The 25,416-nt window shown below is 60.9% G+C and carries 19 protein-coding genes; 9 read left to right on the forward strand and 10 right to left on the reverse strand.

The genetic code is table 11. The features are described 5' to 3' along the window. Window position 1: 1 nt before the first annotated feature. From rpoB to ACTQXO_RS03855, 5 genes are all read right to left on the reverse strand, one after another. Entirely contained in the window at window positions 2-3,430 is a 3,429-nt protein-coding gene (gene rpoB, locus ACTQXO_RS03835; protein ID WP_229770619.1) for a DNA-directed RNA polymerase subunit beta, read from the reverse strand. Window positions 3,431-4,055: 625 nt separating this feature from the next. Further along, window positions 4,056-4,964, reverse strand: coding sequence for a UTP--glucose-1-phosphate uridylyltransferase (locus ACTQXO_RS03840; RefSeq protein WP_368136490.1), 909 nt, complete (start codon window positions 4,962-4,964; stop codon window positions 4,056-4,058). 313 nt (window positions 4,965-5,277) lie between these two features. Next, the gene (gene rplL / locus ACTQXO_RS03845; RefSeq protein WP_154514707.1) at window positions 5,278-5,655 is read right to left on the reverse strand and encodes a 50S ribosomal protein L7/L12; all 378 of its coding nucleotides are present in this window, start codon (window positions 5,653-5,655) and stop codon (window positions 5,278-5,280) included. Between the two features lie 102 nt (window positions 5,656-5,757). Then, entirely contained in the window at window positions 5,758-6,279 is a 522-nt protein-coding gene (gene rplJ, locus ACTQXO_RS03850; RefSeq protein ID WP_117646079.1) for a 50S ribosomal protein L10, read from the reverse strand. Between the two features lie 507 nt (window positions 6,280-6,786). Continuing rightward, window positions 6,787-7,923, reverse strand: coding sequence for a pyridoxal phosphate-dependent aminotransferase (locus tag ACTQXO_RS03855; RefSeq protein ID WP_441545440.1), 1,137 nt, complete (start codon window positions 7,921-7,923; stop codon window positions 6,787-6,789). Between the two features lie 93 nt (window positions 7,924-8,016). Here ACTQXO_RS03855 and ACTQXO_RS03860 point away from each other — a divergent pair, with 93 nt between their 5' ends. Continuing rightward, a complete protein-coding gene (locus tag ACTQXO_RS03860) occupies window positions 8,017-8,676 on the forward strand; it encodes a hypothetical protein (RefSeq protein WP_441545441.1) in 660 nt (219 codons plus the stop codon). A 1-nt stretch (window position 8,677) separates the two neighbouring features. On the opposite strand, the gene ACTQXO_RS03865 is transcribed toward ACTQXO_RS03860, so the two are convergent. The 5 genes from ACTQXO_RS03865 to ACTQXO_RS03885 all read right to left on the reverse strand — a co-directional run bounded on the left by ACTQXO_RS03865 (window position 8,678) and on the right by ACTQXO_RS03885 (window position 15,883). Then, window positions 8,678-9,241, reverse strand: a complete 564-nt coding sequence (locus ACTQXO_RS03865) for a uracil-DNA glycosylase family protein (RefSeq protein WP_441545442.1) — start codon at window positions 9,239-9,241, stop codon at window positions 8,678-8,680. A gap of 3 nt (window positions 9,242-9,244) precedes the next feature. Continuing rightward, entirely contained in the window at window positions 9,245-10,621 is a 1,377-nt protein-coding gene (locus ACTQXO_RS03870) for an alpha-amylase family glycosyl hydrolase (protein WP_441545443.1), read from the reverse strand. Between the two features lie 153 nt (window positions 10,622-10,774). Then, on the reverse strand, window positions 10,775-11,971 hold the full coding sequence (locus ACTQXO_RS03875) for an MFS transporter (RefSeq protein WP_441545444.1): 1,197 nt from the start codon (window positions 11,969-11,971) through the stop codon (window positions 10,775-10,777). Window positions 11,972-12,094: 123 nt separating this feature from the next. Further along, window positions 12,095-14,506: a ferrous iron transport protein B gene (gene feoB / locus ACTQXO_RS03880; protein WP_441545445.1), complete on the reverse strand. Its 2,412-nt coding sequence runs from the start codon at window positions 14,504-14,506 to the stop codon at window positions 12,095-12,097. A 477-nt stretch (window positions 14,507-14,983) separates the two neighbouring features. Then, a complete protein-coding gene (locus ACTQXO_RS03885) occupies window positions 14,984-15,883 on the reverse strand; it encodes an alpha/beta hydrolase (RefSeq protein ID WP_427793558.1) in 900 nt (299 codons plus the stop codon). Window positions 15,884-16,129: 246 nt separating this feature from the next. Here ACTQXO_RS03885 and ACTQXO_RS03890 point away from each other — a divergent pair, with 246 nt between their 5' ends. The 8 genes from ACTQXO_RS03890 (at window position 16,130) to ACTQXO_RS03925 (ending at window position 25,406) form a co-directional block, all read left to right on the forward strand. Further along, a complete protein-coding gene (locus ACTQXO_RS03890) occupies window positions 16,130-16,693 on the forward strand; it encodes a PTS sugar transporter subunit IIA (RefSeq protein WP_154514730.1) in 564 nt (187 codons plus the stop codon). Window positions 16,694-16,871: 178 nt separating this feature from the next. After that, complete coding sequence (gene asnS, locus ACTQXO_RS03895; protein WP_441545446.1) at window positions 16,872-18,275, forward strand: asparagine--tRNA ligase; 1,404 nt, start codon at window positions 16,872-16,874, stop codon at window positions 18,273-18,275. A gap of 250 nt (window positions 18,276-18,525) precedes the next feature. Further along, window positions 18,526-19,314 (forward strand): hypothetical protein, encoded by a 789-nt coding sequence (locus ACTQXO_RS03900; protein WP_441048859.1) that lies wholly within the window; start codon window positions 18,526-18,528, stop codon window positions 19,312-19,314. Between the two features lie 158 nt (window positions 19,315-19,472). Continuing rightward, window positions 19,473-20,453 (forward strand): ABC transporter substrate-binding protein, encoded by a 981-nt coding sequence (locus ACTQXO_RS03905; RefSeq protein WP_441545447.1) that lies wholly within the window; start codon window positions 19,473-19,475, stop codon window positions 20,451-20,453. Between the two features lie 203 nt (window positions 20,454-20,656). After that, complete coding sequence (locus ACTQXO_RS03910) at window positions 20,657-21,580, forward strand: ABC transporter permease (RefSeq protein ID WP_427718394.1); 924 nt, start codon at window positions 20,657-20,659, stop codon at window positions 21,578-21,580. After that, window positions 21,573-22,367 carry an ABC transporter ATP-binding protein gene (locus tag ACTQXO_RS03915; RefSeq protein ID WP_117839998.1) on the forward strand — a complete coding sequence of 265 codons (795 nt, stop codon included), beginning with the start codon at window positions 21,573-21,575 and terminating at the stop codon, window positions 22,365-22,367. The genes ACTQXO_RS03910 and ACTQXO_RS03915 overlap by 8 nt, the downstream gene beginning before the upstream one ends. A 115-nt stretch (window positions 22,368-22,482) precedes the next feature. Further along, entirely contained in the window at window positions 22,483-24,510 is a 2,028-nt protein-coding gene (locus ACTQXO_RS03920) for a bifunctional metallophosphatase/5'-nucleotidase (RefSeq protein ID WP_441015084.1), read from the forward strand. A gap of 128 nt (window positions 24,511-24,638) precedes the next feature. Next, window positions 24,639-25,406, forward strand: coding sequence for a mechanosensitive ion channel family protein (locus ACTQXO_RS03925; protein WP_441545448.1), 768 nt, complete (start codon window positions 24,639-24,641; stop codon window positions 25,404-25,406). Window positions 25,407-25,416: the final 10 nt, after the last annotated feature.

A 25,416-nucleotide genomic window follows, 5' to 3' on the forward strand; every position in this document is an offset into this window, starting at 1 on the left:
ACTACTCCTTATCAGTGGTCGTGGCGGCGACAGCCTCGGGCGCCTCGGCGGTCTCGGCATCCTGGGCCTCGACGTCGGCGTCAACGCCGGCGAGCGCAGCCAGGTCATCGAGGGCAGAGGTCTCCTCGGCGGTCACGGGGGCGGAGGCGTCCTCGTCGGCATCGCGCATGGGCTCGATGTCCAGTGCGAGGGAACGGATCTCCTTGACGAGAACCTTGAAGGACTCGGGGATACCCGGAACCGGGACGTTCTCGCCCTTGACGATGGACTCGTAGGTCTTGACGCGGCCCACGGTATCGTCGGACTTGACGGTCAGGATCTCCTGCAGGACGTTGGAAGCACCGTATGCGTACAGTGCCCAAACTTCCATCTCGCCGAAGCGCTGGCCGCCGAACTGGGCCTTGCCGCCCAGCGGCTGCTGGGTAACCAGGCTGTAAGGGCCAGTCGAACGGGCGTGGATCTTGTCGTCGACCATGTGACCGAGCTTGAGGATGTAGGACGTACCCACGGTAATGGGCTCGCGGAACTCCTCGCCGGTGCGGCCGTCAAACAGGCGGGTCTTTCCGCGCTCGTCAAGCTGGGTGACAAACTCGGGGCGCATGTGATCGCCAAAGGCAGCGGTGGCCTTGTTGAGCATATTCTTGTTGGCACGACGGATGACCTCGGCGATCTCGTCCTCCTTGGCGCCGTCGAAGACGGGCGTCGCGGTAAAGAACGGACCGGGGACGTACTTGTCGGAATCGGCATCCTCGGTATCCCAACCGCAGGCAGCAGCCCAGCCAAGGTGGCACTCGAGCAGCTGGCCGACGTTCATACGCGAAGGAACGCCCAGCGGGTTGAGGATAACGTCGATCGGGGTACCGTCAGCCATGTAGGGCATGTCCTCGACCGGCAGAACGTTACAGATAACACCCTTGTTGCCGTGGCGGCCGGCAATCTTATCGCCCTGCTGGATCTTACGACGCTGGGCGACGTAGACGCGCACCTGCTCGTTGACGCCGGGGGCCAGGTCGTCGCCGTTCTCGCGGCTAAAGCGGACGACGTCGATGACGCGGCCGTAAGCGCCGTGAGGCATCTTAAGGGAAGTGTCGCGAACGTCATGAGCCTTGGCACCGAAGATGGCGCGCAGCAGGCGCTCCTCGGCAGTCAGAGCGCTCTCGCCCTTAGGGGTAACCTTGCCGACCAGGATGTCGCCAGGGCCGACCTCAGCGCCGATGCGGATGATGCCGTCCTCGTCGAGGTTGGCAAGCATGTCCTCGGAGAGGTTCGGGATCTCGCGAGTGATCTCCTCGGGGCCGAGCTTGGTATCGCGGGCGTCGATCTCGTGACGGGTGATGTTGATGGTCGTCAGCAGGTCCTCGGCCACCAGGCGCTCGGACACGACGATACCGTCCTCGTAGTTGAAGCCTTCCCACGGCATGTAGGCCACGGTGAGGTTCTGGCCCAGTGCGAGCTCGCCGTGATCGGTCGAAGGACCGTCGGCCAGAGGCTCACCCTGCTCAACGGTGTCGCCGACGCGCACGAGCGGGCGGTGGTTGATGCAGGTGGACTGGTTGGAGCGCTGGTACTTGGCCAGGTGATACTCGTCCATGCCGCCGGCATGCTTGACGATAATCTTGGAGGCGTCGGCAAAGATGACCTCGCCGGCGTTCTTGGCCAGGGTGACCTCGCCAGAGTCCAGGGCGGCGCGACGCTCCATGCCGGTACCGACATAGGGAGCGGCGGGGTGAACCAGCGGCACGGCCTGACGCTGCATGTTGGCGCCCATGAGCGTACGCTTAGCGTCGTCGTGCTCGAGGAACGGGATCAGCGTGGCTGCGACGGAGAGCATCTGGCGCGGCGAGACGTCCATGTAGTCGACGTCCTCGACAGGCACGTCGGCGGGAGCGCCGAAGGAGCCGTCGAAGTCGCGGGTACGGGCGATCACGGAATGCGGACGGACGATCTTGCCCTCGGCATCGGTCGTGATGAACTCGTTGGTCTTGGGATCGAGCGGCGTGTTGGCCGGCGCGATAACGTGCTTCTCCTCCTCGTCAGCGGTCATCCAGTCGATCTGGTCGGTGGCAACGCCGTTCTCGACGCGGCGGAACGGGGCCTCGATGAAGCCATACTCGTTGACGCGGGCGTAGAGGGCAAGCGAGCCGATCAGGCCGATGTTGGGGCCTTCGGGGGTCTCGATCGGGCACATGCGGCTGTAGTGCGAGTTGTGAACGTCGCGGACGGCCGTCGGCACGTTGGTGCGGCGGCTGGAGCCCGACTTGTGGCCGGCAAGACCGCCAGGGCCGAGTGCGGACAGACGGCGCTTGTGGGTCAGACCGGTCAGGGGGTTCGCCTGGTCCATGAACTGCGAGAGCTGCGAGGAACCGAAGAACTCCTTGATGGAGGCCACGATCGGGCGGATGTTGATGAGCGACTGCGGGGTAATCTCGTCGATGTCCTGGGAGCTCATGCGCTCACGGACGACGCGCTCCATACGGCTCATGCCGATACGGAACTGGTTGGCGACGAGCTCGCCGACGGTGCGGATACGGCGGTTGCCAAAGTGGTCGATGTCGTCAACCTTGAAGCCCTGCTCGCCGGCAGCGAGGGACAGGAGGTAGCGCAGCGTAGCGACGATATCCTCGTCGGTGAGCACCGTGACCTCTTCCTCGGTAGTGAGGTTGAGCTTCTTGTTGACCTTGTAGCGACCGACGCGGGCCAGGTCGTAGCGCTGCGGGTTGAAGAGCAGGCCCTCGAGCAGGCTGCGGGAAGCATCCACGGTGGGAGGCTCGCCCGGGCGCAGGCGACGGTAGATCTCGATAAGAGCATCCTCGCGGGTAAGGGCGGTATCGCGCTCGAGGGTGCGCTTGATCACATCGGAGTTGCCGAGCAGCTCGATGATGTCGTCGTTGGTGACGGCGATGCCAAGGGCGCGCAGGAACATCGTGGCGCTCTGCTTGCGCTTACGGTCGATGGAGACCATGAGCTGGTCGCGTTTGTCGACCTCAAACTCAAGCCAGGCACCGCGGGACGGGATGATCTGAGCCTTGTAGATCTGCTTGCCCGAATCCATCTCGGAGCTGAAGTACACGCCCGGGGAACGGACGAGCTGCGAGACAACGATACGCTCGGTACCGTTGATGATGAAGGTGCCCTGATCGGTCATCATGGGGAAGTCGCCCATAAAGACGAGCTGCTCCTTGATCTCGCCGGTCTCCTTGTTGGTGAGACGGACGTCGGTCAGAAGCGGAGCCTGATAGGTCATATCCTTCTCGCGGCACTCCTCGACGGTGTGCGCGGGGTCGCCAAACTGATGCTCGCCGAAGGTAACCTCGAGAACATGGTTCTGGCTCTGGATGGGGCTGGATTCCTTAAACGCCTCACGAAGGCCCTCGTCCTTAAAACGCTCAAAGGATTCCCTTTGAACAGAGATAAGGTTGGGGAGCTCCATGGCCTCCGGGATTTTCCCGAAGCTGACGCGCTTGCGCTCAGTGGCAGTGTATGCGTAGGTCACCAGGTTTTTCCTCCTTCACGGAAATGCTCGGTGGGTTGGCGAGGCATAGCTTCGCCAGTTATCGCAACCTAATAGTTTATCAGGTACCGACCGTTGGGCAAGAAAAGCCTTGACGCGATTGAGTTTTTGGAGTAGCAAAGTTTTTCGACAGAAAATGCGCAGGTAGATGTGCGTATATCGAACATATGTTCATATATTTTCTGTGAACAGAGTTGCTGATGAGCGTCGCCGAATGGCGGAATGGCGGCGAAGGCTGATCGGGCGGAAACTGCGTCCCGTTTTGAGGCCTAAAACTGGGTCGTAGTTTCCGATTGAGCCCTGTTTGGGAAACTGTATCCCGTCCTGAGCCGGGGACTGCGCTTTCCGCTAGGAGCCTCAGCCGGAAAGCGCATCCCGTTCTGAGCCGATATTCCGGGTCGCAGTTTCCGCTAGAGGCCTCAGCCGGAAAGCGCATCCCAGAATTCGACCAAATTGTGGGTCGCACTTTCCGGAACTAAGCGGCAGTTCGCAAAAAACGGGTGCAGACCGAAGTCCGCACCCGTAAATGTCGATGCCCGAAGGCTTATTTGCGCATCAAGCCGCCGCGCTCGTCGATGGCATCCCAGAAGGCATCGGCAAAGCGAGGATCGCTTGCGGCCATAAGGGCGTTGGTGGCCATCCAGCCAGAAGGCGTGCCGGTGTCGTAGCCCGACAGAGGATCGATGACGACGGCGTACATGGCCTCGCGGTCGAGCGAACGGGCCATGGCGTCGGTCAGCTGGATCTCGCCGCCCTTGCCGGCCTGCTGGTCGGCAAGCAGCTCCATGACCAGCGGGCTCAGCAGATAGCGTCCGACGATGTAAAGGTTAGAAGGCGCAGCCTCGGGAGCAGGCTTCTCCACCAAGCCGCCGATACGCCACACGGCGCCAGGCTCGGCATCGCCAACGCCCTCAGCGCCCTCGAGGGAGCCCACGCGCTCGCCGGCGATAACGCCATAGCGGCTGACCTCCTCGGGAGCACACGCGGCAACAGCGATAACCGAAGCGCCGCCATGCTCCTTGGAGACGGCAAGCATCTTGTCGCAAATGTCATGGTTGGGCACAACATAGTCGCCCAGAAGAACCAGGAAGTTCTCCCCCGCCACAGCATCGGCCGCCGAGCGAATGGCATGGCCGAGGCCCTTGGGCTCGTACTGATAACGGAAGTCGACCGGCATACCGCCAGCGTGGGCGACGGCATCGGCATAGGCGTTCTTGCCGCGCTCGCGCAGCAGGTTCTCGAGCGAACGGTCGGGCTGGAAGTAGCTCAGCAGCTCGGGCTTACCGGGAGAGGTGACGATGATGGCGTCGTCGACCTCCTCGGGGTCGAGTGCCTCCTCAACGACATACTGAATGACCGGCTTGTCGAGCACCGGCAGCATCTCTTTGGGCGTGCACTTAGTGCCAGGCAGAAAACGCGTGCCAAGGCCGGCGGCGGGGATGATTGCCTTCATGTTATTCAAGGATCCTTTCGCAGGCGCAGAATGCGCCCCATGCGTGCGGCACGGCGGCCGCAGACCAAATTGCGATACCGAAGTATCTTACCGCCGGAGACATACGTCGCCGTAAGGCAAACGCAATTCTTCAGCAGGTCAACGCAAATTATTGCTCGAATGGCGCAATTTTATGCCCCAGCGGTAACGGGATTGGCACGGCGAAGACAGCGGTGTTCTGCGTGCCGAGCAATGGGAATGAGGGGCCAAAACAAAAAAGACGGGGCTCGCAATGCGAACCCCGTCTGCAAAGAAATCTGGCGAGAAAGCCTGATTACTTGAGGGTGACAGCAGCGCCAGCAGCCTCGAGCTTCTCCTTGGCAGCCTCGGCGTCCTCCTTCTTGGCACCCTCGAGAACAGCCTTGGGAGCGCTCTCGACGACCTCCTTGGCCTCCTTCAGGCCAAGGTTGGTGAGCTCACGGACGGCCTTGATGACCTGGATCTTGTTGTCGCCGAAGCCCTCGAGCACGACGTCAAACTCGGTCTTCTCCTCGGCCTCAGCAGCGCCAGCAGCGGGAGCGGCGACAACAGCGGCAGGAGCAGCGGCGGAAACGCCGAAGGTGTCCTCGATAGCCTTAACGAGCTCGGAAGCCTCGAGAAGGGTCATTTCCTTAAGAGCATCGATGATCTCATCGGTGGTAAGCTTAGCCATTTCTAAGTCCTTTCGGTTTCCGTGTCTGTGCACGGAGATCAGTTAAAACACGGCGCGAATGCGCTAGGGGTGCGGCGTTGCCGCCGCGGGTGAAAACAGCGACTAGGCTGCCTTCTGCTCGGAGACCTGCTGGATCGAACGAGCGAGACCAGAGGAAACGCCGTTGACGCAGACAGCGATGTCGCGAGCGAAACCGGAGATGAGACCGGCGATCTGGCCGAGAAGCTGGTCCTTGGTGGGCAGCTCGGCGATAGCCTTAACATCATCAGCGGAAACGGCCTTGCCGTCGGAGATACCGCCCTTGATCTCAAGGACGCCCTTGGACTTAGCGGAGAAGTCCTTAAGGGTCTTAGCGGCCTCGACCGGCTCGGTCTCGTAGAACACATAAGCGACGGGGCCGGCGAGGATCTCGTCGAGCTCGGGCTGCTCCTGGTTCTTGAGAGCGATCTTGACCAGGTTGTTCTTGTAGACCTTCATCTCGGCGCCGCACTCGCGAAGCTGATGACGCAGCTCCTGAGCCTGCTTAACCGTCAGACCGTTGTAGTTGACGACGAACAGACCGGCATTCTCGGCGATACGGGACTCGATCTCTGCAACCTTGTCGATTTTGTACTGCTGGGGCATGAATTACACCTCCTCGAATTCTTTCCGGGCACGGTCCGCCACAAGGACGTGACGGGGGCATGTCCAAAAAGAAAGCCCCCGCGCTGCATGAGCGACGGGGGCGAGAAGACATATCTACTCGACCACCTCGGCTGGCGGGATGTCCCATTAAGCTCGCGGGCAATGCCCGTTTGCACCGGCTGTCTCTGGCAGCGGATTCGTGCGTGAACCGAATGTATTATGGCGGGGACCCCGGCGTCGGTCAACGGAAAACCGGGCTGCACACAATTCCACCATCCGGCACGCTCCGCCGAAGGCCAGGCGCAAGGTTTCCGCTCGGTCAGGTCCTGGGCTCGCTCGGAAAGCACATTAAGTGCTTTCCGGCTCGTGCGGAATCTACGGAAACCTTGCGCCTGGCCTTCGGCGGAGCGTGCCTGCGTCAACTATGGGGCAGCCCGGTTTTCCGTTGAGCGACGCCCCCACGCATAACCCTTATGTCGGTGGGCTGATGTGTTGCGTCCCTGATGGTTATAGGGTTGAAACGAAGGTGGACAGGCGGCGGAGGCCTTCGTCCAGATTTTCATCGCTTACGCAGTAGCTGAGGCGGATGTGGCCTTCGGTTCCGAAGCAATCTCCGGGGACTAGGGCTACGTTGGTTTCTTTGATGGCTTTGATGCAGAAGTCTTCGCTTGTTAGGCCGAATTGTTTGATGCTGGGGAAAGCGTAGAAGGCGCCGGCTGGTTCCACTACGTCGAGGCCCATGGTATCTAAGGCTGCGAGCACGCGTTCGCGGCGGGCTCGGTAGACTTTGAGCATAGGGGTTGGGTCGACGGTCAGGGCTCGGGCCGCGGCGTCCATTTCGAAGGAGACGGCGCTCGATACTAGGTATTGGTGAGCTTTTGCGATCTCGGCGATGACGGGGGCCGCAGCTGCGAGCCAACCCAAGCGCCAGCCGGTCATAGCCCATGGCTTGGAGAAGCTCTCGATGACCACCGTCTGCTCGCGTAGCTCCGGGTGGCGCTGGGCAAAGCGCTCATAGCCATCCACATAGACCAGGCGGTTATATACGTCGTCGCAGATTACGTAGATGCCCGCTTGCTCTGCCACGTGTGCCACGGCGTCGAGCGATGCCGCGTCGAGGATACAGCCCGTAGGATTGTTGGGCGTGCAGATGACGATGGCCTTAGTCGCCGGCGTCACGCAGGCGCGAAGCGCTTCCTCGTCAATCTGAAATTGCTCGGGCTCCGTATCCAAAAAGACCGCTTTGGCGTGGTTGGCCACGACGATGCTCTCGTACAGACCAAAGGCCGGCGTGGGGATAATAACCTCGTCGCCGGGGTTGAGCATGGCCATAAATGTTGCCGACAGGGCCTCGGTCGCGCCGTCGGTCAGGATGACCTCGTCGGCCGAAAACGTAAGGCCCGCGTCTCCCATGTAGGTAGACAGCGCCTCGCGCAGGGCGGGGCGACCGTTGTTGGGCGGATAGTGCGTGTCACCGCGGCCCAGCGCAGCGGTCACCTCGGCGCTAATCACATCGGGCGTGGGAAAATCGGGCTCGCCAAGCGCGAGCGCAATGCACCCCGGGTGCTGGACGGCGAGCGCGTTGATCCGGCGAATGCCGGAGGGCTTGAGCGTGGCAAGCGAGGTGTTCATGGGCAGTCGCATGGCATTCCTTTCGTAAGGGTTGCACTAGGATAGCGCGCCCACGCGCCACCAGACGGTGTAACCTAAACGGAAACCAACCGGAAAGGAGGCGGCATGGAGACAACTGTACGCGGCGATGTACCAAAAACGCTGCAAACCATTGCATATATCAGTATTCCCGAGAGCGCCGATCTTGAGTTTTTGCTTTGGGACCTGCAGGATGCCATCGCCGCCTATGCTCAGCTTTCCGACACCGCGCTCCCCCGTTCGGTCGACTTGGAGGCGGATGATGCCGGTGTAGTCGATGGCATGGTGTTCGCTGTTGATGATGCATTTGATGATGAGGCGATGATCGCTGTCGAGCAGATACTCGATCGCTTCGGGGATACAGAGACACGCGTCTATGTCGTCGTCCAGGCCCTGTCAAAAAACAACAAGCAGGCGGACGAAGTCCTCGACCACCTGTACCGGGCATGTATTCTACGCGACCTGCCATGGTGCGGTGGCGTTGTCATCTGTGCCGGCAGCGGTATTGCGGCGCTTCGCCACTCCCCGCGTATGGGCCTCTTACGCCGTCCATTTTCCGAAGCGATGGATAAGCTTGTAGGCGCTGTGCGCATGGGCTGTTCCATTGAACATGCGCAGCTGCTTGGCGGCGGCGATGCCGATAGTGTCGATGTCGACGGCATGGTGCGCGTCAAGCCCGCCGTGCCCGCACCAATCTGGCATGCCATCATCAAACGCCTCGGCGCCCATGCTCAATCAAGGATCTAGATTACCGTGCGGTCCAGTCAACTGCCTCGCGCCAGCGCTCGACAAGCCGCTCCAGGCGCCAGGCCGCGTTAGCGGGACTAGTTGACGGCAACACGACAGCGGACAGACCCGTCCGCTCCTGTAGATAGCGCTTATAGAGGCGCCCCGCCGTACCTCCGTTGCATACCACCCGCTCGATGGGCGCAGCTCCAGTGATGCGTTCGATATATGCCGGCACAACGTTTTTGATGCTCGCGTCGCTCGACCCCTTAATGTCGCAGCTCTCGATCACATCCCACAGGGCCACACCACCGTTCAGAAGCATGGATCGCTTGGCGGCAATAGAGGCGTCGAGCGTCGCGGGCTCTCCGCCCACCAAAGGGTCGCCCTCGTTGGGTGGTACAGGCACACCAAGGCATGCGGCCATCACGCGCCAAAAGCGATTCTGAGGGTTGCCGTAATAAAAGGCATTGGCGCGCGAAAGCACCGAGGGAAACGACCCGAGCACCAAAACGCGCGAGTGCTGGTCAAACACGGGATCAAACCCATGCTCAATATGTTGATAGCCCTCGTCTGACGCCGCCATGACCTAGGCCCTCAACAGATAGCGCACCTCGTAGGGCGCAAGTTCAAGCGCACCCGTCAGCTCGACCGTGGGTGCATCGTCGGCAAGTAGGTCGACGAAGGAACCGTTGAGTTCGCCGGCTCCAAAGGTATAAGGCTCGTTCACGGCATTCACCGCCACGAGCACCGTCGCGTCGTCGCAGGCGCGCTCGAACAGCAGCTGTTTGTTCTGAATCATCACGTTGCGATACGCACCGTAGTTGAGGGCGCGTGCCGCCGCGTCGTCGGCCGAGCGCAGGTGCGCAAGCTGTGTGATGAACACCGTCAGCTCGTTGGGCGCAGGCTCATCGAGCGCAGGGCGCAGCGCCCAGTCGCCATCGGGGCCGCCCTTTTCGCCAGCAATTCCCCACTCGCTGCCATAGTAGATGCACGGGATGCCCGGCATGCCAAAGAGCATGCCATAGGCGGGACGCAGGCACGACTTGTCGGTGAGGATGCTCGCCAGGCGCGGCACGTCGTGGTTGTCGACAAACGACAGCAGGTGCTTGCCGCGGTAGATGCACCACGGATCGCCGCCAAACTGACGGTGCAGCGAGTGGGCGATCTCGAACATGTTGATCGAGTTAAAGCTGGAGTACAGTCCCTTGTAACACTCGTAGTTGGTGCAGGAGTCGAGCATCTCGTCGTTGACGATCTGGTTGTAGTCGCCGTGGAGCGTCTCGCCGATCAGCACAAAATCGGGCTTGAGCTCACGGGCAAAGGCGTGCAGGCGGCGCATAAAGTCGCGGTCGAGCATATAGGCGACGTCCAGGCGCAGACCGTCGACGCCAAAGACATCAGCCCAACGGCGCACGGACTCGAGCAGGTAATCGACCACGGCGGGGTTTTGCAGGTTGAGCTTCACGAGCTCAAAATGGCCTTCCCAGCCCTCGTACCAAAAGCCGTCGCCGTAGCACGAGTCGCCGTCAAAGCTGATGTGGAACCAGTCCTTGTAGGGCGATTCCCACTTGCGCTCCTGCACATCGCGGAAGGCCCAAAAGCCGCGACCGACGTGGTTGAAGACGGCGTCGAGCACCACGCGGATGCCGTGGGCATGCAGCGTCTCGCACACGGCGGCAAAGTCGGCATCCCCACCCAGGCGACGGTCGATGTGGCGCAGGCTGCGCGTGTCGTAGCCATGGCTATCGGACTCGAGCGGTGGGTTGATGAGCACAGCGCCAATACCTAGTTTTCGCAGGTAGTCGGCCCATTGGGCGATTTTCATGATGGGGGCATCGGGGTTGGGCGCGTCGTTGGCAGCCTGGGCAAGCGCATCCTCGGCAACGGGCGCGGCGTTTTCGCGCGGAGCTCCACAAAAGCCCAGCGGATAGATTTGATAGAACGTCGTCTCGTATGCCCACATAGCAACCTCCCGGTAAGCTCAACACAACGACATCCATTGTATGCCCGGCTTGCATCCTCTTCCCCAAAATTAGTTGCGGTGGAATAGTTCCCGCTTGGACCTTCAGGGGCCTTAAACAGGAACTATTCCACCGCAACTGATGAGGAAACGTGATTAGGCGACGGGCTTTGCGCGGCGTATGGCCGGGAACATCACCGTGATGGCGAGGATGACGCCCACGACGGCAATCGCCCCGCCCACAAAGCCGATCCAGGCGATACCGGGACCCGAAACCACGGCACCGCCGATCGCGGTGCCCGTGCCGATACCCAGATTAAACAGGCCCGAGAAGATCGACATGGCGACAGCCGACGAATCCGCGGGCGTGTACTTGATAAGCTCGGCCTGAAATGCCACGTTAAAGGCCGTGGCGCAGCAGCCCCACAGCACGCAGACGGCAAGCACTGCTGCGAGCGACGATGCGGCCGAACCTATGAGCAGCAGGGCCGCTGGCACGCCGGAGAGCGTGATAGCCAAAAACGGGAAGCGGTGCCCGTCGAACAGGCGGCCAAACAGCCAGCTGCCCACCAGACCGGAGCAGCCAAACGCCGTCAGCGTCATGGTAATGGCGCCCGCGTCGACGTGCGCGACCTGCGCCAGGAAGGGCTCGATATAGCTGTAGCCTGCGTAATAGCCGGTCGCCATAAAAACCGTGACCGCGTAGAGCGCGATGAGGAACGGGTTCTTGAGCAGCTCGGGCAGCTGTTTAACGGCAAAGCGCTCACCCGCCGGCATGGCAGGGAACACCGCTGCCTGGTACACCACCGCGGCGGCAGAGAAGGCCCCGACCACGGCAAACGTCATGCGCCAGCCCACGGCCAGGCCGATGGCGCGGCCGATCGGCAGGCCAAAGATCTGTGCGATGGACGAGCCCGTGGCGATCATGCTGATGGCGAGCGCCCCGTGACGGGTGTCGACCAGGCGCGAGGCCATAATCGAGGCGACCGACCAGAACACGGCATGTGCGCAAGCGACCACCAGGCGTGCGCAGACCAAAATAGGATAGGTGGGCGCCACGGCGGACAGGAACTGACCCAGAGAGAACACGGCGAGCACGCCGAGCAGCATACGCTTGAACTCAAAGCGCGAGGCAAACACCATAAGCGGCAGCGACAGCAGCATGACGCCCCAGGCGTAGACCGAAATCATGATGCCTGCCTGGGCCTCGGTGAGCGAGAACGATACGGCAATATCAGTCAGAAGGCCGATGGGCATGAACTCCGATGTGTTGAACACGAACGCGCAGCAGGCGAGCCCGATAAGCGGGAGCCACTGCTTGAGCGAGATGCCATCTTGTCTTGCCTGAGTCATGTAGGAAACCTCTCCGATTGTCTTGGGCGGTGGGCGATTATATAGCAACGGCCCCGCATCCGTCAGTACAGATGCGGGGCCGCAATCAACTCAATACACAGAGGTTGCGCCGTCAATAAATAGCTAAGCCAACCCCAGCAATATGCCCGCCGAATGCACGACAAACGCCACAATCCAGGCGACCATCACCTGAAACGCGAACACGGCAACGGCATAGCGCGCGCCCAACTCGCTCTTGACGGCGCCGATTGCCGCCACGCAGGGCGGGTACAGCAGCGTAAAGACCAAGAACACGTAGGCGGTAAACGGCGAAAACATGGTCGACAGCGCCGCGGGTGACGTTGCATCCAAAAGCACGGTGAGGGTCGAGATGACGCTCTCCTTGGCGATAAGTCCGGTGACGAGCGCCGTGGATGCACGCCAGTCGCCAAAGCCAAGCGGCGCCAACGCCGGCGCGATGATGCTACCCAGACCGGCAAGTAGACTCTGCGACTGATCGGCGACCACATTAAAGCGGATGTCAAACGTCTGGAGGAACCAGATGACCACGGTGGCGGCAAAGATGATGGTAAAGGCCTTGGTAATAAAGTCCTTGGCCTTATCCCACGCCAGCATCACCGTCGTCTTGATGCTCGGCAGGCGGTAATTGGGTAGCTCCATGATAAACGGCACCGGGTCGCCCTTAAATGCCGTGCGGTTGAGCACCAAAGCCGCGATGCAACCGACCGCAATGCCAATCAGATAGAGCGAGACCATGGCGGGGACCGTCGCCTGCGGGAAGAATGCTCCGCACAGCAAGCCGTAAACCGGCAGCTTGGCCGAGCAGCTCATGAACGGCGTGAGCATGACCGTCATCTTGCGATCATGCTCGGATGGGAGTGTACGGGTCGACATGATAGCCGGCACGGTGCAGCCAAAACCGACGAGCATGGGCACGAAGCTGCGGCCCGACAGGCCAAAGCGACGCAGTACCTTATCCATGACAAAGGCCACGCGCGCCATGTAGCCGGAGTCTTCCAGAATGGAGAGGAACAAGAAGAGCACGACGATAATCGGCAGGAAGGTCAGCACGCTGCCCACGCCCGTAAGCACGCCGTCGACAGCCAGCGAGCGCACCACGTCGTTGGTTCCGAACGCCTTGAGAACCGCATCGGCCGAGGCGATGACGACAGCGATGCCGTCCTCCATAAGTCCCTGCAACGCCGCGCCGATCACGCCAAACGTCAGCCAAAAGACGAGGCCCATGATCACCAGAAACGCCGGGATGGCCGTGTAGCGACCCGTCAGGATGCGGTCGATCTTAACGGAGCGCACGTGCTCGCGGCTCTCGTGCGGCTTGACGACGCAGCGCCCACACACGTCGCCGATAAAGCTAAAGCGCATATCGGCCAGCGCGGACAGGCGGTCGGTGCCAGCCTCGCCCTCCATCTGGGTAATGATGTGCTCGATAGCGTCAAGTTCGTTGCGATCCAGGTGAAGTGCCTCGGTCACCAGCTCGTCGCCCTCAACCAGCTTGGTCGCCGCAAAACGCACCGGAATGCGGGCCGTCACGGCATGGTCCTCGATCAGGTTGGCAATGCCGTGGATGCAGCGATGCAGCGCACCGCCGTCCGGGCCATCGGGCGCGCAGAAGTCCAGGCGACCCGGGCGCTCGCGGAACCGCGCCACATGCAGAGCGTGATCCACCAGCTCGCCGATACCCTCGTTGCGGGCAGCGCTAATGGGGACAACAGGCACGCCCAACAGGCTCTCGAGCAGGTTGACGTCCACGGCGCCGCCGTTGGCCGTCACCTCGTCCATCATGTTGAGCGCGATGACCATGGGGCAGTCGAGCTCCATAAGCTGCAGCGTCAGGTAGAGGTTGCGCTCGATATTGGTGGCATCGATGATGTCGATGATGGCGTCGGGATGCTCGTCAAGGATAAATTGACGGCTGACAATCTCCTCGCCCGTGTACGGCGACAACGAATAAATACCGGGCAGGTCGGTAACGCTCGCCTCGGGGTGGTTACGGACAGTACCGTCCTTGCGGTCGACCGTCACACCGGGAAAGTTACCAACATGTTGGTTGGAACCCGTCAGCTGGTTGAACAGCGTGGTCTTGCCGCAATTTTGGTTGCCGGCGAGGGCAAAGTGCAGCGGCGCGCCCTCGGGCACGGCCGTTTTTGCCGCGCGGGGCGAATACGTCCCCTCACCGAGCGCCGGGTGCTCCGTCGTGCCGATTGCGGCGTTAACGCGCGGGCTCGTATCGGTGTCGTGAATACCCACGAGCTCAATGCGAGCAGCATCGTCTTTGCGCAGCGTCAACTCGTAGCCACGCAGGCGAATCTCGAGCGGGTCGCCCATGGGGGCGTACTTCATCATGGTGACTTCGGTGCCCGGCGTTAAGCCCATGTCCAAAATATGCTGTCGGAGTGCCTGGTCGTCCGATGCCACCGATGCGACAACGGCGTCCTTTCCAATCTCGAGTGTATCGAGCTTCACGTCCGTGTTCCTCCCCCGACGCCCACAGGGCGTTGCATTTATGTTCACCATTGCTAACCGTTTGCCATGGCTAACCAATTTTAACCATGCATGATAGCGCGAACATGCAGCGACGTTCAATCAACAGATTGTTGCAATGGGGATTCCGGACCCCGGTTTTCCAGACGAGCCTGCTGCGGAAACTGCATCCCACTACTCAGGCGAATTCCGGTCCCCGATTTCCCGATGGGGCCTCTCGGGGAAACCGCGTCCCACTCTGAAGCTTCAAAACGGGATGCGTTTTCCGGTTGAGGCATCTTGCGGAAAATGCATCCCGGAATCGTCGCTCAGACCGGGACGCATTTTCCCGATCGACCCTCTGCGAGAAACTGTATCCCACCTTGAGGGGCAAAACTGGGACGCGGTTTCCGGTCCGGGCATCAAAACGAAGTTGCGGTGGAATAGTTCCTGCTTGGGGCTTTAACCAGCAAAAACAGGAACTATTTCACCGCAAGTTATGAGGGACGGGAGGGACTGGCCCTCTTACTCTTACAGATGGCGCTCCAGGAAGCGGAAGGCTAGGCGAATCCAAGGGCGGACTGCCACCTGCTTGTCCTCGTTGTCGACCGCGGTATTGGCATTGCCGAGCGAAAGGCCGTGACCGCCTTGGTCAAAGACGTGCATCTCGCAAGCGACGCCCTCCTCGGCCATGCGCTGAGCAAACGGATAGACCTGCGCGATCGGCGCCGTTTTGTCATCGGACACGCCCCACACAAAAGTCGGGGGCATCTGACGCGAAACATGCGTGGTAGGGCAGATATCGGCCAGGTGCTCTTCGGTGGCCTCGCCGCCGGTCACCATCGACAGGTAATCGTTGAGCAAATCGCGCCCCGTCTTGCCACCTGTCTTGGGCACGCGCAAGTCGATGCGCGGATCGCGCGTCTGCATGTCGCGGACATAGGCAAAGTCGAGCAATGGATAGCCCAGCACCACGGCATCGGGACGAATGTCGTCCGGACGCGCCCCGGCAAGTGCCGCGAAGGGGCCGGTCTTCCACTGCGTTGCCAGCGAGGCGCAAATCATGCCGCCCGCCGAAAAGCCCACAACGCACACGCGCTTGGGATCGACATGCCACTCGTCGGCATTCGCACGAACCGTGGCGACCATCTTGGCAAGATCTGCCTGGGGGTGCGGAAAGCTCACGTCACCCGTGCCACTCGTGACATAGTTGAGAACAAAGGCCTGGTACCCGTGATCCAAAAATGCAAACGCCACCGGGTCCTGCTCGTGCGGAGCGATGTGCGTAAACGCGCCTCCGCCGCAGATGATCACTGCCGGGCGACGACCATTGGGCTTGCCGGGCAGCGGTTCGGCCCCCATATAGGTAAACGTCGCCGGATATTCCTCGGTCGGCTCCTCGCCCCACAGCGCATGGCTCTCGACGATCATATATGCTCCCTTCGCGCGATTCGCGCGCACGTTATGTATCGCCTTCAAGCGTACCCCACTTGGACGCACGGCATCGAAACGTATCCGCAATAAGTTCCCTTCAACTGATATATCACATAATCCCAGCTCAGGGCCGTCGTTGAGCAGCGTAAAATAGAGACGCTGACCGAGCCGGTAACACACACGAAACGTTTCCGGCAAAACTACGCGTGCGCTACATGCGCACTTGATACGTTGGAGGCATCTATGGGTCTACTCGATTCGCTCAAGTCCACGTTCAACTCGTCGGGCGAGGCATCCGTACCGCCCGCAGCAAGCTTCGCCACCCGCGAAGGCGTCATCTACGCTCCCGTTAACGGTGTGCTCGTCAATCTAAACGAGATTCCCGACGAGACCATCGCCTCGGGTATGCTCGGCCAGGGCTACGGCATCGAGCCCATCACCGGCACCATCTATGCGCCCGCTAACGGCCGCATCGGCGCCACCACCGTCACCAACCACTCTATTGGCATGATCACCGAGGACGGCCTTCGCGTGTTCATCCATGTCGGCCTGGGCACCGTACAAATGAACGGCAAGGGTTTTGCCCGCTTTGTCGAGATGGGCGATGTGGTCAAGGCAGGCCAGCCGCTCATCAGTTTCGACCGCGATGCCATTAAGGCCGCTGGCCACGAGGACATCGTGACCGTCATCATCTCCGAGCTCGATCGTCTTAAGAGCATCGACCATGTCGGCGAGTCTGGAACGCTTATCGGCGGCAACCCGCTCGTCAAGCTGGGCGACCCGCTGCTGGTGGCTAAGACCAAGTAACGAGTCCTGCGCCGTACAGCCAATAGGCAACACGCAAGCGCCCACGACCATCTGGCCGCGGGCGCTTTTCGTTTGAAAACCGTCCCGTCAATACCTTATCTGTATAGCCCAAATGAGCCGAGCTGCTAGAATATCGAACTGTATGGATAACTATCATTCAACCGCTATGGGAGGATACGTGAACCGCACCAAAATCGCGCAGCTCTATGCCGATTCCGAGTCGCTCGGCGGCAAGGCCGTCACTGTCGCCGGCTGGGTCAAGTCCGTCCGCGACATGAAGAACTTTGGCTTCGTCACGCTCAACGACGGCAGCTGCTTCCGCGACCTGCAGGTCGTCATGAACCGCGAGACGCTCGGCAACTACGACGAGATCGCCCACCAAAACGTCTCGGCTGCACTCATTTGCACCGGCACCGTCAAGCTGACCCCCGATGCGCCCCAGCCTTTCGAGCTTTCTGCCACCTCCATCGAGGTAGAGGGCACGAGCGCCCCGGACTACCCGCTGCAGAAGAAGCGCGCAACCGTCGAGTTCCTGCGTACCCAGCAGCACCTGCGCCCGCGCACCAACCTGTTCCGTGCCGTGTTCCGCATCCGCTCTGTCGCGGCTGCCGCCATCCACCGCTTCTTCCAAGAGCAGGGCTTTGTCTACGTCAACACCCCCATCATCACCACGAGTGACTGCGAGGGCGCCGGCGAGATGTTCCGCGTGACCACGCTCGACCCCAAAAATCCGCCTCTCACCGCGTCCGGAGAGGTCGACTGGAGCCAGGACTTCTTTGGCAAGCATGCAAGCCTTACCGTGTCCGGCCAGCTCAATGCCGAGAACTTTGCCATGGCCTTTGGCGACGTGTACACCTTTGGCCCCACCTTCCGCGCCGAAAACTCCAACACCACGCGCCACGCCGCCGAGTTTTGGATGATTGAGCCCGAGATGGCCTTTGCCGACCTGAATGACTACATGGATAACGCCGAGGCCATGCTCAAGTACGTTCTTAAGGACGTTATGGCCACTTGCCCCGACGAGCTCAACATGCTCAACAAGTTTGTGGACAAGGGCCTGATCGAGCGCCTGAACCACGTGGCCAACTCCGACTTTGCCCGCGTCACCTACACCGAGGCCGTCGAGATCCTGGAGCAGGCCGTCGCCGCCGGTCACAAGTTTGACTATCCTGTCAGCTGGGGCATTGACCTGCAGACCGAGCACGAGCGCTTCCTGACCGAGGAGCACTTTAAGCGCCCGACCTTCGTGACCGACTACCCGGCCGAAATCAAGGCCTTCTACATGCGCATGAACGACGACGGCAAGACCGTCGCCGCCGCCGACTGCCTGGTTCCCGGTATCGGCGAGATTATCGGCGGCTCCCAGCGCGAGGAGCGCCTGGATCTGCTCGAGGCCCGCATCAAGGACCTTGGCATGGCCCCCGAGCAGTACAAGTACTATCTTGACCTGCGCCGCTATGGCTCCTGCAAACACGCCGGCTACGGCCTGGGCTTCGAGCGCTTGGTCATGTATCTGACCGGCGTGGGCAACATCCGCGACGTCCTTCCGCACCCCCGCACCGTGGGCAACGCCGATTTCTAATCGCCACAGCTCCGTCCCGCGCGTTACAGCGTGTCGCACCAGCGCCTCTCGGCAAGCCGAGGGGCGCTTTTTTCAACAGCATCCGTCAGGCTTTTGTCAAGCTTTTGGTCTGCTGATCAGGTCTGTTGAAAACTCAATCCGCCGCTTGCCGACGACTACCGACCACCCAGAGTGCCCTGCGCCCCTAAGCAAACCCCGTGTCCTAGGCTCCGTAGCGTCATCACCCAAAAACGGAAAGGACGTGAACGCAATGGCCAAACCCGCTGTTGAGAACTACGAGGCCACGACCAGGGGTGCTGCTTCCATGGCGGCCTATCGCGCTGTGCGTATCCTGCAACTCTTAAGCGAGCATACCGGTGAGGACAAGGCGCTTCCTCCCGATGAGCTGATCGAGCGTCTCGCCCATCCCGACGACCCCGCTCGCATGCCCATCTCGGCAGCGCGGCGCAGTATCCATACCGCGATTTCCGCCCTGCGACATGCCGGATACGAGATTGAGTACAAGCGCGGCGCGGGTTACCGACTTCTCACCCGACCGCTCTCCGACGAGGAAATCATTCGACTCCATGGCATGGTCATGCGCAACCGCTCCACACCCATCGCGACCAGAAAAAGCATAGCGCGCCATCTGGTCGCCATGGCAAGCGCCGACGTTCGCGGCTACCTCGATACGTCCGAGCCGGCACCAAGCGCAGAGGGCAAACCCGCCAAGACCACGCGACCGCCCGCCAAACGCATCGATACCTGCGAGCTCATCGAGCGGGCCATCGACCACGGAACCACGGTGAGCTTTGACATTTCAAGCGTCACGACACACGACAAGATCGAAGTGACGAGGATGACCGTTCGGCCTTTTGCCATCAAACAGCGAGACGGCGTCTCGTATCTGCTGGGAACGGTCGTCGACGGGCACGGCTCCGACGACACCCTACGCACCGTCGAGGTCAGCCGCATGAGAAACGTTAGCACGCGCCTGCTCGACGGCAAGAAGCTCTTTGCCGCGCTGGACGAGGGGGAGCGGCCCGCGCCCGCCGCCTAAGTCTTGCCGTTGCCCGCCGAATCCCCCGCCGTCCATCCGGTTCAGTATTAAAAAACCCGACAGGTTGTTGAAAAAATGGGCATCGGCGCTACTATAGACCCACTTGCACTTTGTTTGAGTGCAGTGTTTCCAGCAATTTCTATACTGGGGGTAATGACATGAACGACATCACCATCAGCCGCAGGAGCCTTCTGGTCTCCGCCGGCCTGCTCGCACTGGCCCCGCTCGCCGGATGCGGCGGCAACTCTGGTTCCGGCTCTGCAGCCGCCGGTTCCGACTACACCATCGGCGTTCTGCAGCTCACTGAGCACTCCGCGCTCGACGCCGCCAACGACGGCTTTGTCAAGGCCATCAAGAAGAGCGGACTCAAGGTCAAGATCGACCAGAAGAACGCCCAGAACGACCAGTCCACGTGTAAGTCCATCGCCGACAAGTTTGTGGGCGACAACGTCAACTTGATCTACGCCATCGCCACGCCTGCCGCACAGGCTGCCGCCGGCGCCACGGCCGATATCCCCATCGTGGGCTGCGCCATCACCGACTACGCCGCCTCCGGCCTGGTCCAGGACAACGACAAGCCCGGCACCAACGTCACCGGTGCCTCCGACCTCACCCCGGTCGCCGAGCAGCTCGAGATGATGCAGAAGGTCCTGCCCGACGTTAAAAAGGTCGGACTGCTCTACTGCACCGCCGAGTCCAACTCCGACGTCCAGATCAAGGCCGCCAAGAAGGAACTCGACAATCTGGGCCTGGAGTACACCGATTTCACCGTCTCGAGCTCCAACGAGATCCAGTCTGTCGTCGAGTCTGCCGTGGGCAAGGTCGACGCGCTCTACTCTCCCACTGACAACACTATCGCCGCGGGCGCTTCGCAGGTCGGTCAGATCTGCAAGGAGAACAAGCTTCCCTTTGTGACCGGCGAGGAGGGCATGTGCATGGCCGGCGGCCTGTTCACCCTTTCCATCAACTATGAGGACCTGGGCTACGCCGCGGGCGAGATGGCCGTTAAGATTCTGAAGGGCGAGGCCAAGCCCGAGGATATGCCGATCAAGCACCTCCCAAGCAAGGATCTGGTCGTCGTCAAGAACGACGAGATGGCCGAGGCCCTGGGCATCGACCTTTCCGCTCTAGACGAGTAGCGCCATGCGCGGTAACGCAGCTAGGCACGCGCTTGCGCCATAGCTGCGTTATTCAATATCTGAGTCATTGGGGCGAACGCTAAAGACCGGCGTTCGCCCTGCTTGTTTTTGGTAAAACAAAATGTCCGTCCGCTGCTCTTTTATGAATTGGTACCGCTATTATGGAAAATCACGTGTCCACCCTATCCTAGGAGGTATGAAGCATGCTCATTGCGTTGCAGGGCGCCGTTTCGCAGGGTGTCCTCTGGGGCATTATGGTGCTTGGCGTGTTTATCACGTTCCGCCTGCTCGACATCCCCGATATGACCTGCGACGGCAGCTTTGCCCTCGGCGGCTGCGTCTGCGCCGTGCTCATCGTCAACAACAATGCCGACCCGTTGCTCGCCGTTTTGGCCGGCATGTGCGCCGGCGCCATTGCGGGCGCGGTCACGGGCATTCTGACCACCGTCTTTGAGATTCCCGCGATCCTCGCCGGAATCCTCACCCAGATCAGCCTGTGGTCCATCAACCTGCGCATCATGGGCAAATCCAACACGCCCATCCTTGCCAAGGGCACCGTGTTCTCGGCCGTCAGCAATATGACGGGTCTGCCGCAGTCCACCGTTGCCATCATCCTGGGCATCTTGCTCGCCGTGGCTATCGTTGCCATCCTGTATTGGTTCTTTGGCACCGAGATCGGCTCGGCGCTGCGCGCCACCGGCAACAACGAGTACATGATCCGTGCCCTGGGCGTCAACACCAACTCCACTAAGATGATCGCCCTCGTGCTCTCCAACGCCCTCATTGGCCTTTCGGGCGCGCTCATCTGCCAGAGCCAGAAGTACGCCGACATTGGTATGGGCACCGGCGCCATCGTTATCGGTCTCGCCGCCATTGTTATCGGCGAGGTGCTCGGCCGCCTGCTGCCCGGCGGTCTCACGCAGTTTAGCGTCCGTCTTGCCTCCGCCGTCTTTGGCTCCGTGGTGTACTTCCTCATCCGCGCCATCGTGCTGCAGCTGGGCATGGACGCCAACGACATGAAGCTGCTCTCCGCCGTGATTGTCGCCGTGGCCCTATGCGTGCCCGTGGTTTGGGAGCGCTATAAGCTCCGCAGCTCCTACACGAAGGGGGATGAGGCAGATGCTTAAGCTCTCGCACGTCAAGAAGACCTTTAACAAGGGTACCGTCACCGAAAAGCGCGCTCTTACCGGTGTCGACCTTACCCTCAACGATGGCGACTTTGTAACCGTGATTGGCGGCAACGGCGCCGGCAAGTCCACGCTGCTCAACATGATCGCCGGCGTGTATCCGCTCGATTCGGGCGTTATCGAGCTCGACGGCACCGACATCTCGCGTCTGAGCGAGTCGCAGCGTGCCAAGTACCTGGGCCGCGTGTTCCAGGACCCCATGCGCGGCACCGCAGCCGACATGCAAATTGCCGAGAACCTGGCACTCGCCAAGCGTCGTGGCCAGCGTCGCGGCCTTTCGTGGGGCGTCACCAAGGCCGAGAAGGACGAGTACGTCAAGCTGCTCAAACGCCTGGACCTTGGTCTGGACACGCGCCTCAACGCCAAGGTCGGCCTGCTCTCGGGCGGCCAGCGCCAGGCACTCACCCTGCTCATGGCCACGCTCACCAAGCCGCGCCTGCTGCTGCTCGACGAGCATACCGCGGCACTCGACCCCAAGACGGCCTCTAAGGTGCTCAATCTGACCGAGGAGATCGTCGACGAGAACCACCTGACCACGCTCATGGTCACGCATAACATGAACGACGCTATCCGTCTGGGCAATCGCCTGATCATGATGCACGAGGGCCACGTGATCTACGACGTGGCGGGCGATGAGAAGAAATCGCTCACCGTGGCCGACTTGCTTCAGAAGTTCGAGGAGGTCTCGGGCGGCGAGCTCGCCAACGACCGCATGCTGCTGAGCTAAACCCACCAAAAAGGGACAGGTTTATTTTGGCAGATTTTATCTGCGCAGACGTCAAAACCGCCGCAAAGGGACAGACACTTTGCGGCGGTTTTTGTTAAAGAGTAAGGAGACCGCCATGAAAAGACTCCCCCGCCTTGCGTTAGCTGCCGCGTTGTTTGCCGGCGCGCTCATAGGCATCCCAAGCCTCGCTTTCGCGGGGAACCTGCCCGCCGCTATTGACGGCTCCGTGGCCGTCATGCACACCAATGATATCCACGGCAGCTACAAGTACAGCTACAACGCAAGCAAGGGTACCGGCACTGTCGGCTTTGACGGACTGGCAGTTCTCTATAGCGCTCAAGGCAGTGCCCCCGATCTTTTGCTCGATGCGGGCGATACCTTCCACGGGCAATCCTTCGCCACTATGAGCGAGGGCAAAAGCATCGCCGAGCTCATGGACACCTTTTATGCGAACGGCTACGACGCGACCACGCCGGGCAACCACGACTGGAGCTACGGCGCGGACAAGCTCCGCACCATGACCGGCTACAGCACCACCGGCACGCCCTTCGCCATGCTCTGCGCAAACGCGAAGTCTACGAGCGGCGTATGGAGCTCGAGCATCACCAAGACGCTCGACCGTACCTGGGAGGACAGCGAAGACCACTCCACATTCGACTACAAAATCAAGGTCGGCGTCGTGGGTGCCATGGATGAGTCGCTGGGATTCTCACTGCGCGAAGGCCTTGTCCAGGACACGTCGTTCTCGGATGCGGCAGCCGCCATCAATGCCGAGGCTAAGCGACTGCGCGAGGATGAGGGCTGCAACGTTATCGTCTGCATCGCGCACACGCTCAACGCCAAGGCCTTTGCTGCAAAGCTCGTTGGGGTCGATGCACTGGTCGCGGGCCACGAGCACATCAACTTAGACGAAAACGTGACGGGGGCCGACGGCAAGCCGGTCCGCGTCGTCGAGGCGGGCAGCGCCTTTGCCGAGGTCGGCCTGCTTTCCATTCCGTACAAGTACGACACGAATGGCACCGTGACGACCGACGATGACACGGTCACGATCCCCGCAGACGACAGCGACGAGAAGCTCTACACCGCCAAGAACGTCAACGACCTTTTGGCAGACCCCGACAAGGGTGCCTTCTACCAGAGTCAACTCGATGAGGTTCGCAATAACAAAATCAAGCCACTCGACGACGCCTTTAAAATCGAGTCGAACAAAGTGATCGGCACATCCGCCACTGACTATTTCTACGGCGAAGACGCCGCGGGTACGCATGGCTGGGAGATGGTGCGCACCACCGATTTGCGTCCCAGCAAAGCGAGCGACACCACCAAGGCCCAGACCATCGGGCATGTGATCTGCGGCTCTTATCTTGCCCTGACGGGGGCAGACCTCGCCATCGAAAACGCGGGCGGCATCCGCGGCGGCATCGCGGCGGGCGATGTGACCGCCGGCGACGTCATCGCCATCTCGCCTTATGGCAACACCGTGGAGACCTGGACCATGACCGGTGCAAACTTCCTCGCAGCGCTTGAGCACTCACTGCAGATCAGCGACGATTGCAATCACAGCTACGAGCTTCAGCAAGCCTACGTGGCAGCCGGCCATACCGAGCAGGAGGCGCAAGACAAGTACAAGTGGCGCGATGACTCTGGCAGCGTTCTCTCCTTTGGCGGCATTAACGTGACGATTGATTGGACGCAGCCCGAAGGCAAGCGCATTGTGAGCGCCACACTCACCAAGGATGGCAGCGCGCTCGACCCCGCCAAGAACTACGCCGTCGCCACCAACAACTACATCATTACCAACACGACCGACTTTCCCACCTTTGCAAAAGCTAAGAAGTGCGCCGAGTGGAGTACGTGCGAGGCAGCGCTGAGGGCACTGATCGGGCAGGACGACTGGGAGAACAAGATGGCCTCGCTCGCGGGCACCATCAGCTTTGGCTCCGCCGAGAGCCCCGCACCCCATCCGACCCCAACGCCTGAGCCCTCATCCAACCCCGGCACGACGACCACGCAGATCACCACCAAGAAGACGGCCGGTAAGCTTGCCGCAACGGGAGACCGTACGCTGACCGTGGTCGGTGCATGCCTCATCGGCGGCATCATCGTCATCATGGTCGGCATTATCTGGAAGCGCCGCCGCTAAGCTACACCGCCGGGCCTTGCAGCCCCGCCGTACAAACCTTATATCGAGCGCAAAAGCCCGTCCGTTTTGATCGGACGGGCTTTTTGGTGGGTATCATGGTTGAACGATCTTGAGGAGGTTTTCCCTACATGGAATTGTTTGAGCCGATTCTTCATTTCTTTGAGCAGCGGTGGGTCCACAACATCATCTGGGCTGGTATCTTGGCGATAGGCACCGCCGTTGCCGCCAAAGTCGTTTCCAAGACGCTGCGTCACCTGCTCAACCGCGACGATAACCCGCTTCCGGCATCGAGTATCTTCATCAACATTGCGCGCGCCGTCATCTGGATGATTGGCGGCAGCTTTATCCTCGACAACTGCTTTGGCATTAACGCAAACGCACTCGTCGCCGCTCTTGGCGTCGGCGGCATTGCCATCTCGCTCGGCTTTCAGGACACGCTGTCGAACCTTATCGGCGGCATGCAGGTGACCTTTATGGGCATCATCAAGCCCGGCGACAATATCGAGGTCGGCGGCGTGTCGGGCGTGGTACAGGACATCACCTGGCGCCACACGACCATCGAGGATGCCTACGGGCAGACCATCATTGTGCCCAACTCCAACATCTCCAAGGACACGCTCGTGCATCTGATGCCCTTTGGACGTGTGGCCGTGCCCGTTGCCGTAAAGGACACGTCTAAATGGGCTTCCCTTGACGCGCTGGCAGACGAGCTGACCAGCGCCACCAAGGCCGCCGTGCTTCCCATCTCGGGCTTTGACCAGGAGCCCTACGTGCTCTTTAGCGAAATCGGCGACTTTGGCATCAAGGGCAAGATCATCTTTATCGTCAGTGACGACAGAACCACACTCACCGCTGCCGACGCCTGCATCCGCGCTATCGCTCCCATCATCGCCTAAAGCACCGCAA

The organism is Collinsella sp. LCP19S3_D5 (genome assembly GCF_052121415.1).
Taxonomy (GTDB): Bacteria; Actinomycetota; Coriobacteriia; order Coriobacteriales; family Coriobacteriaceae; genus Collinsella.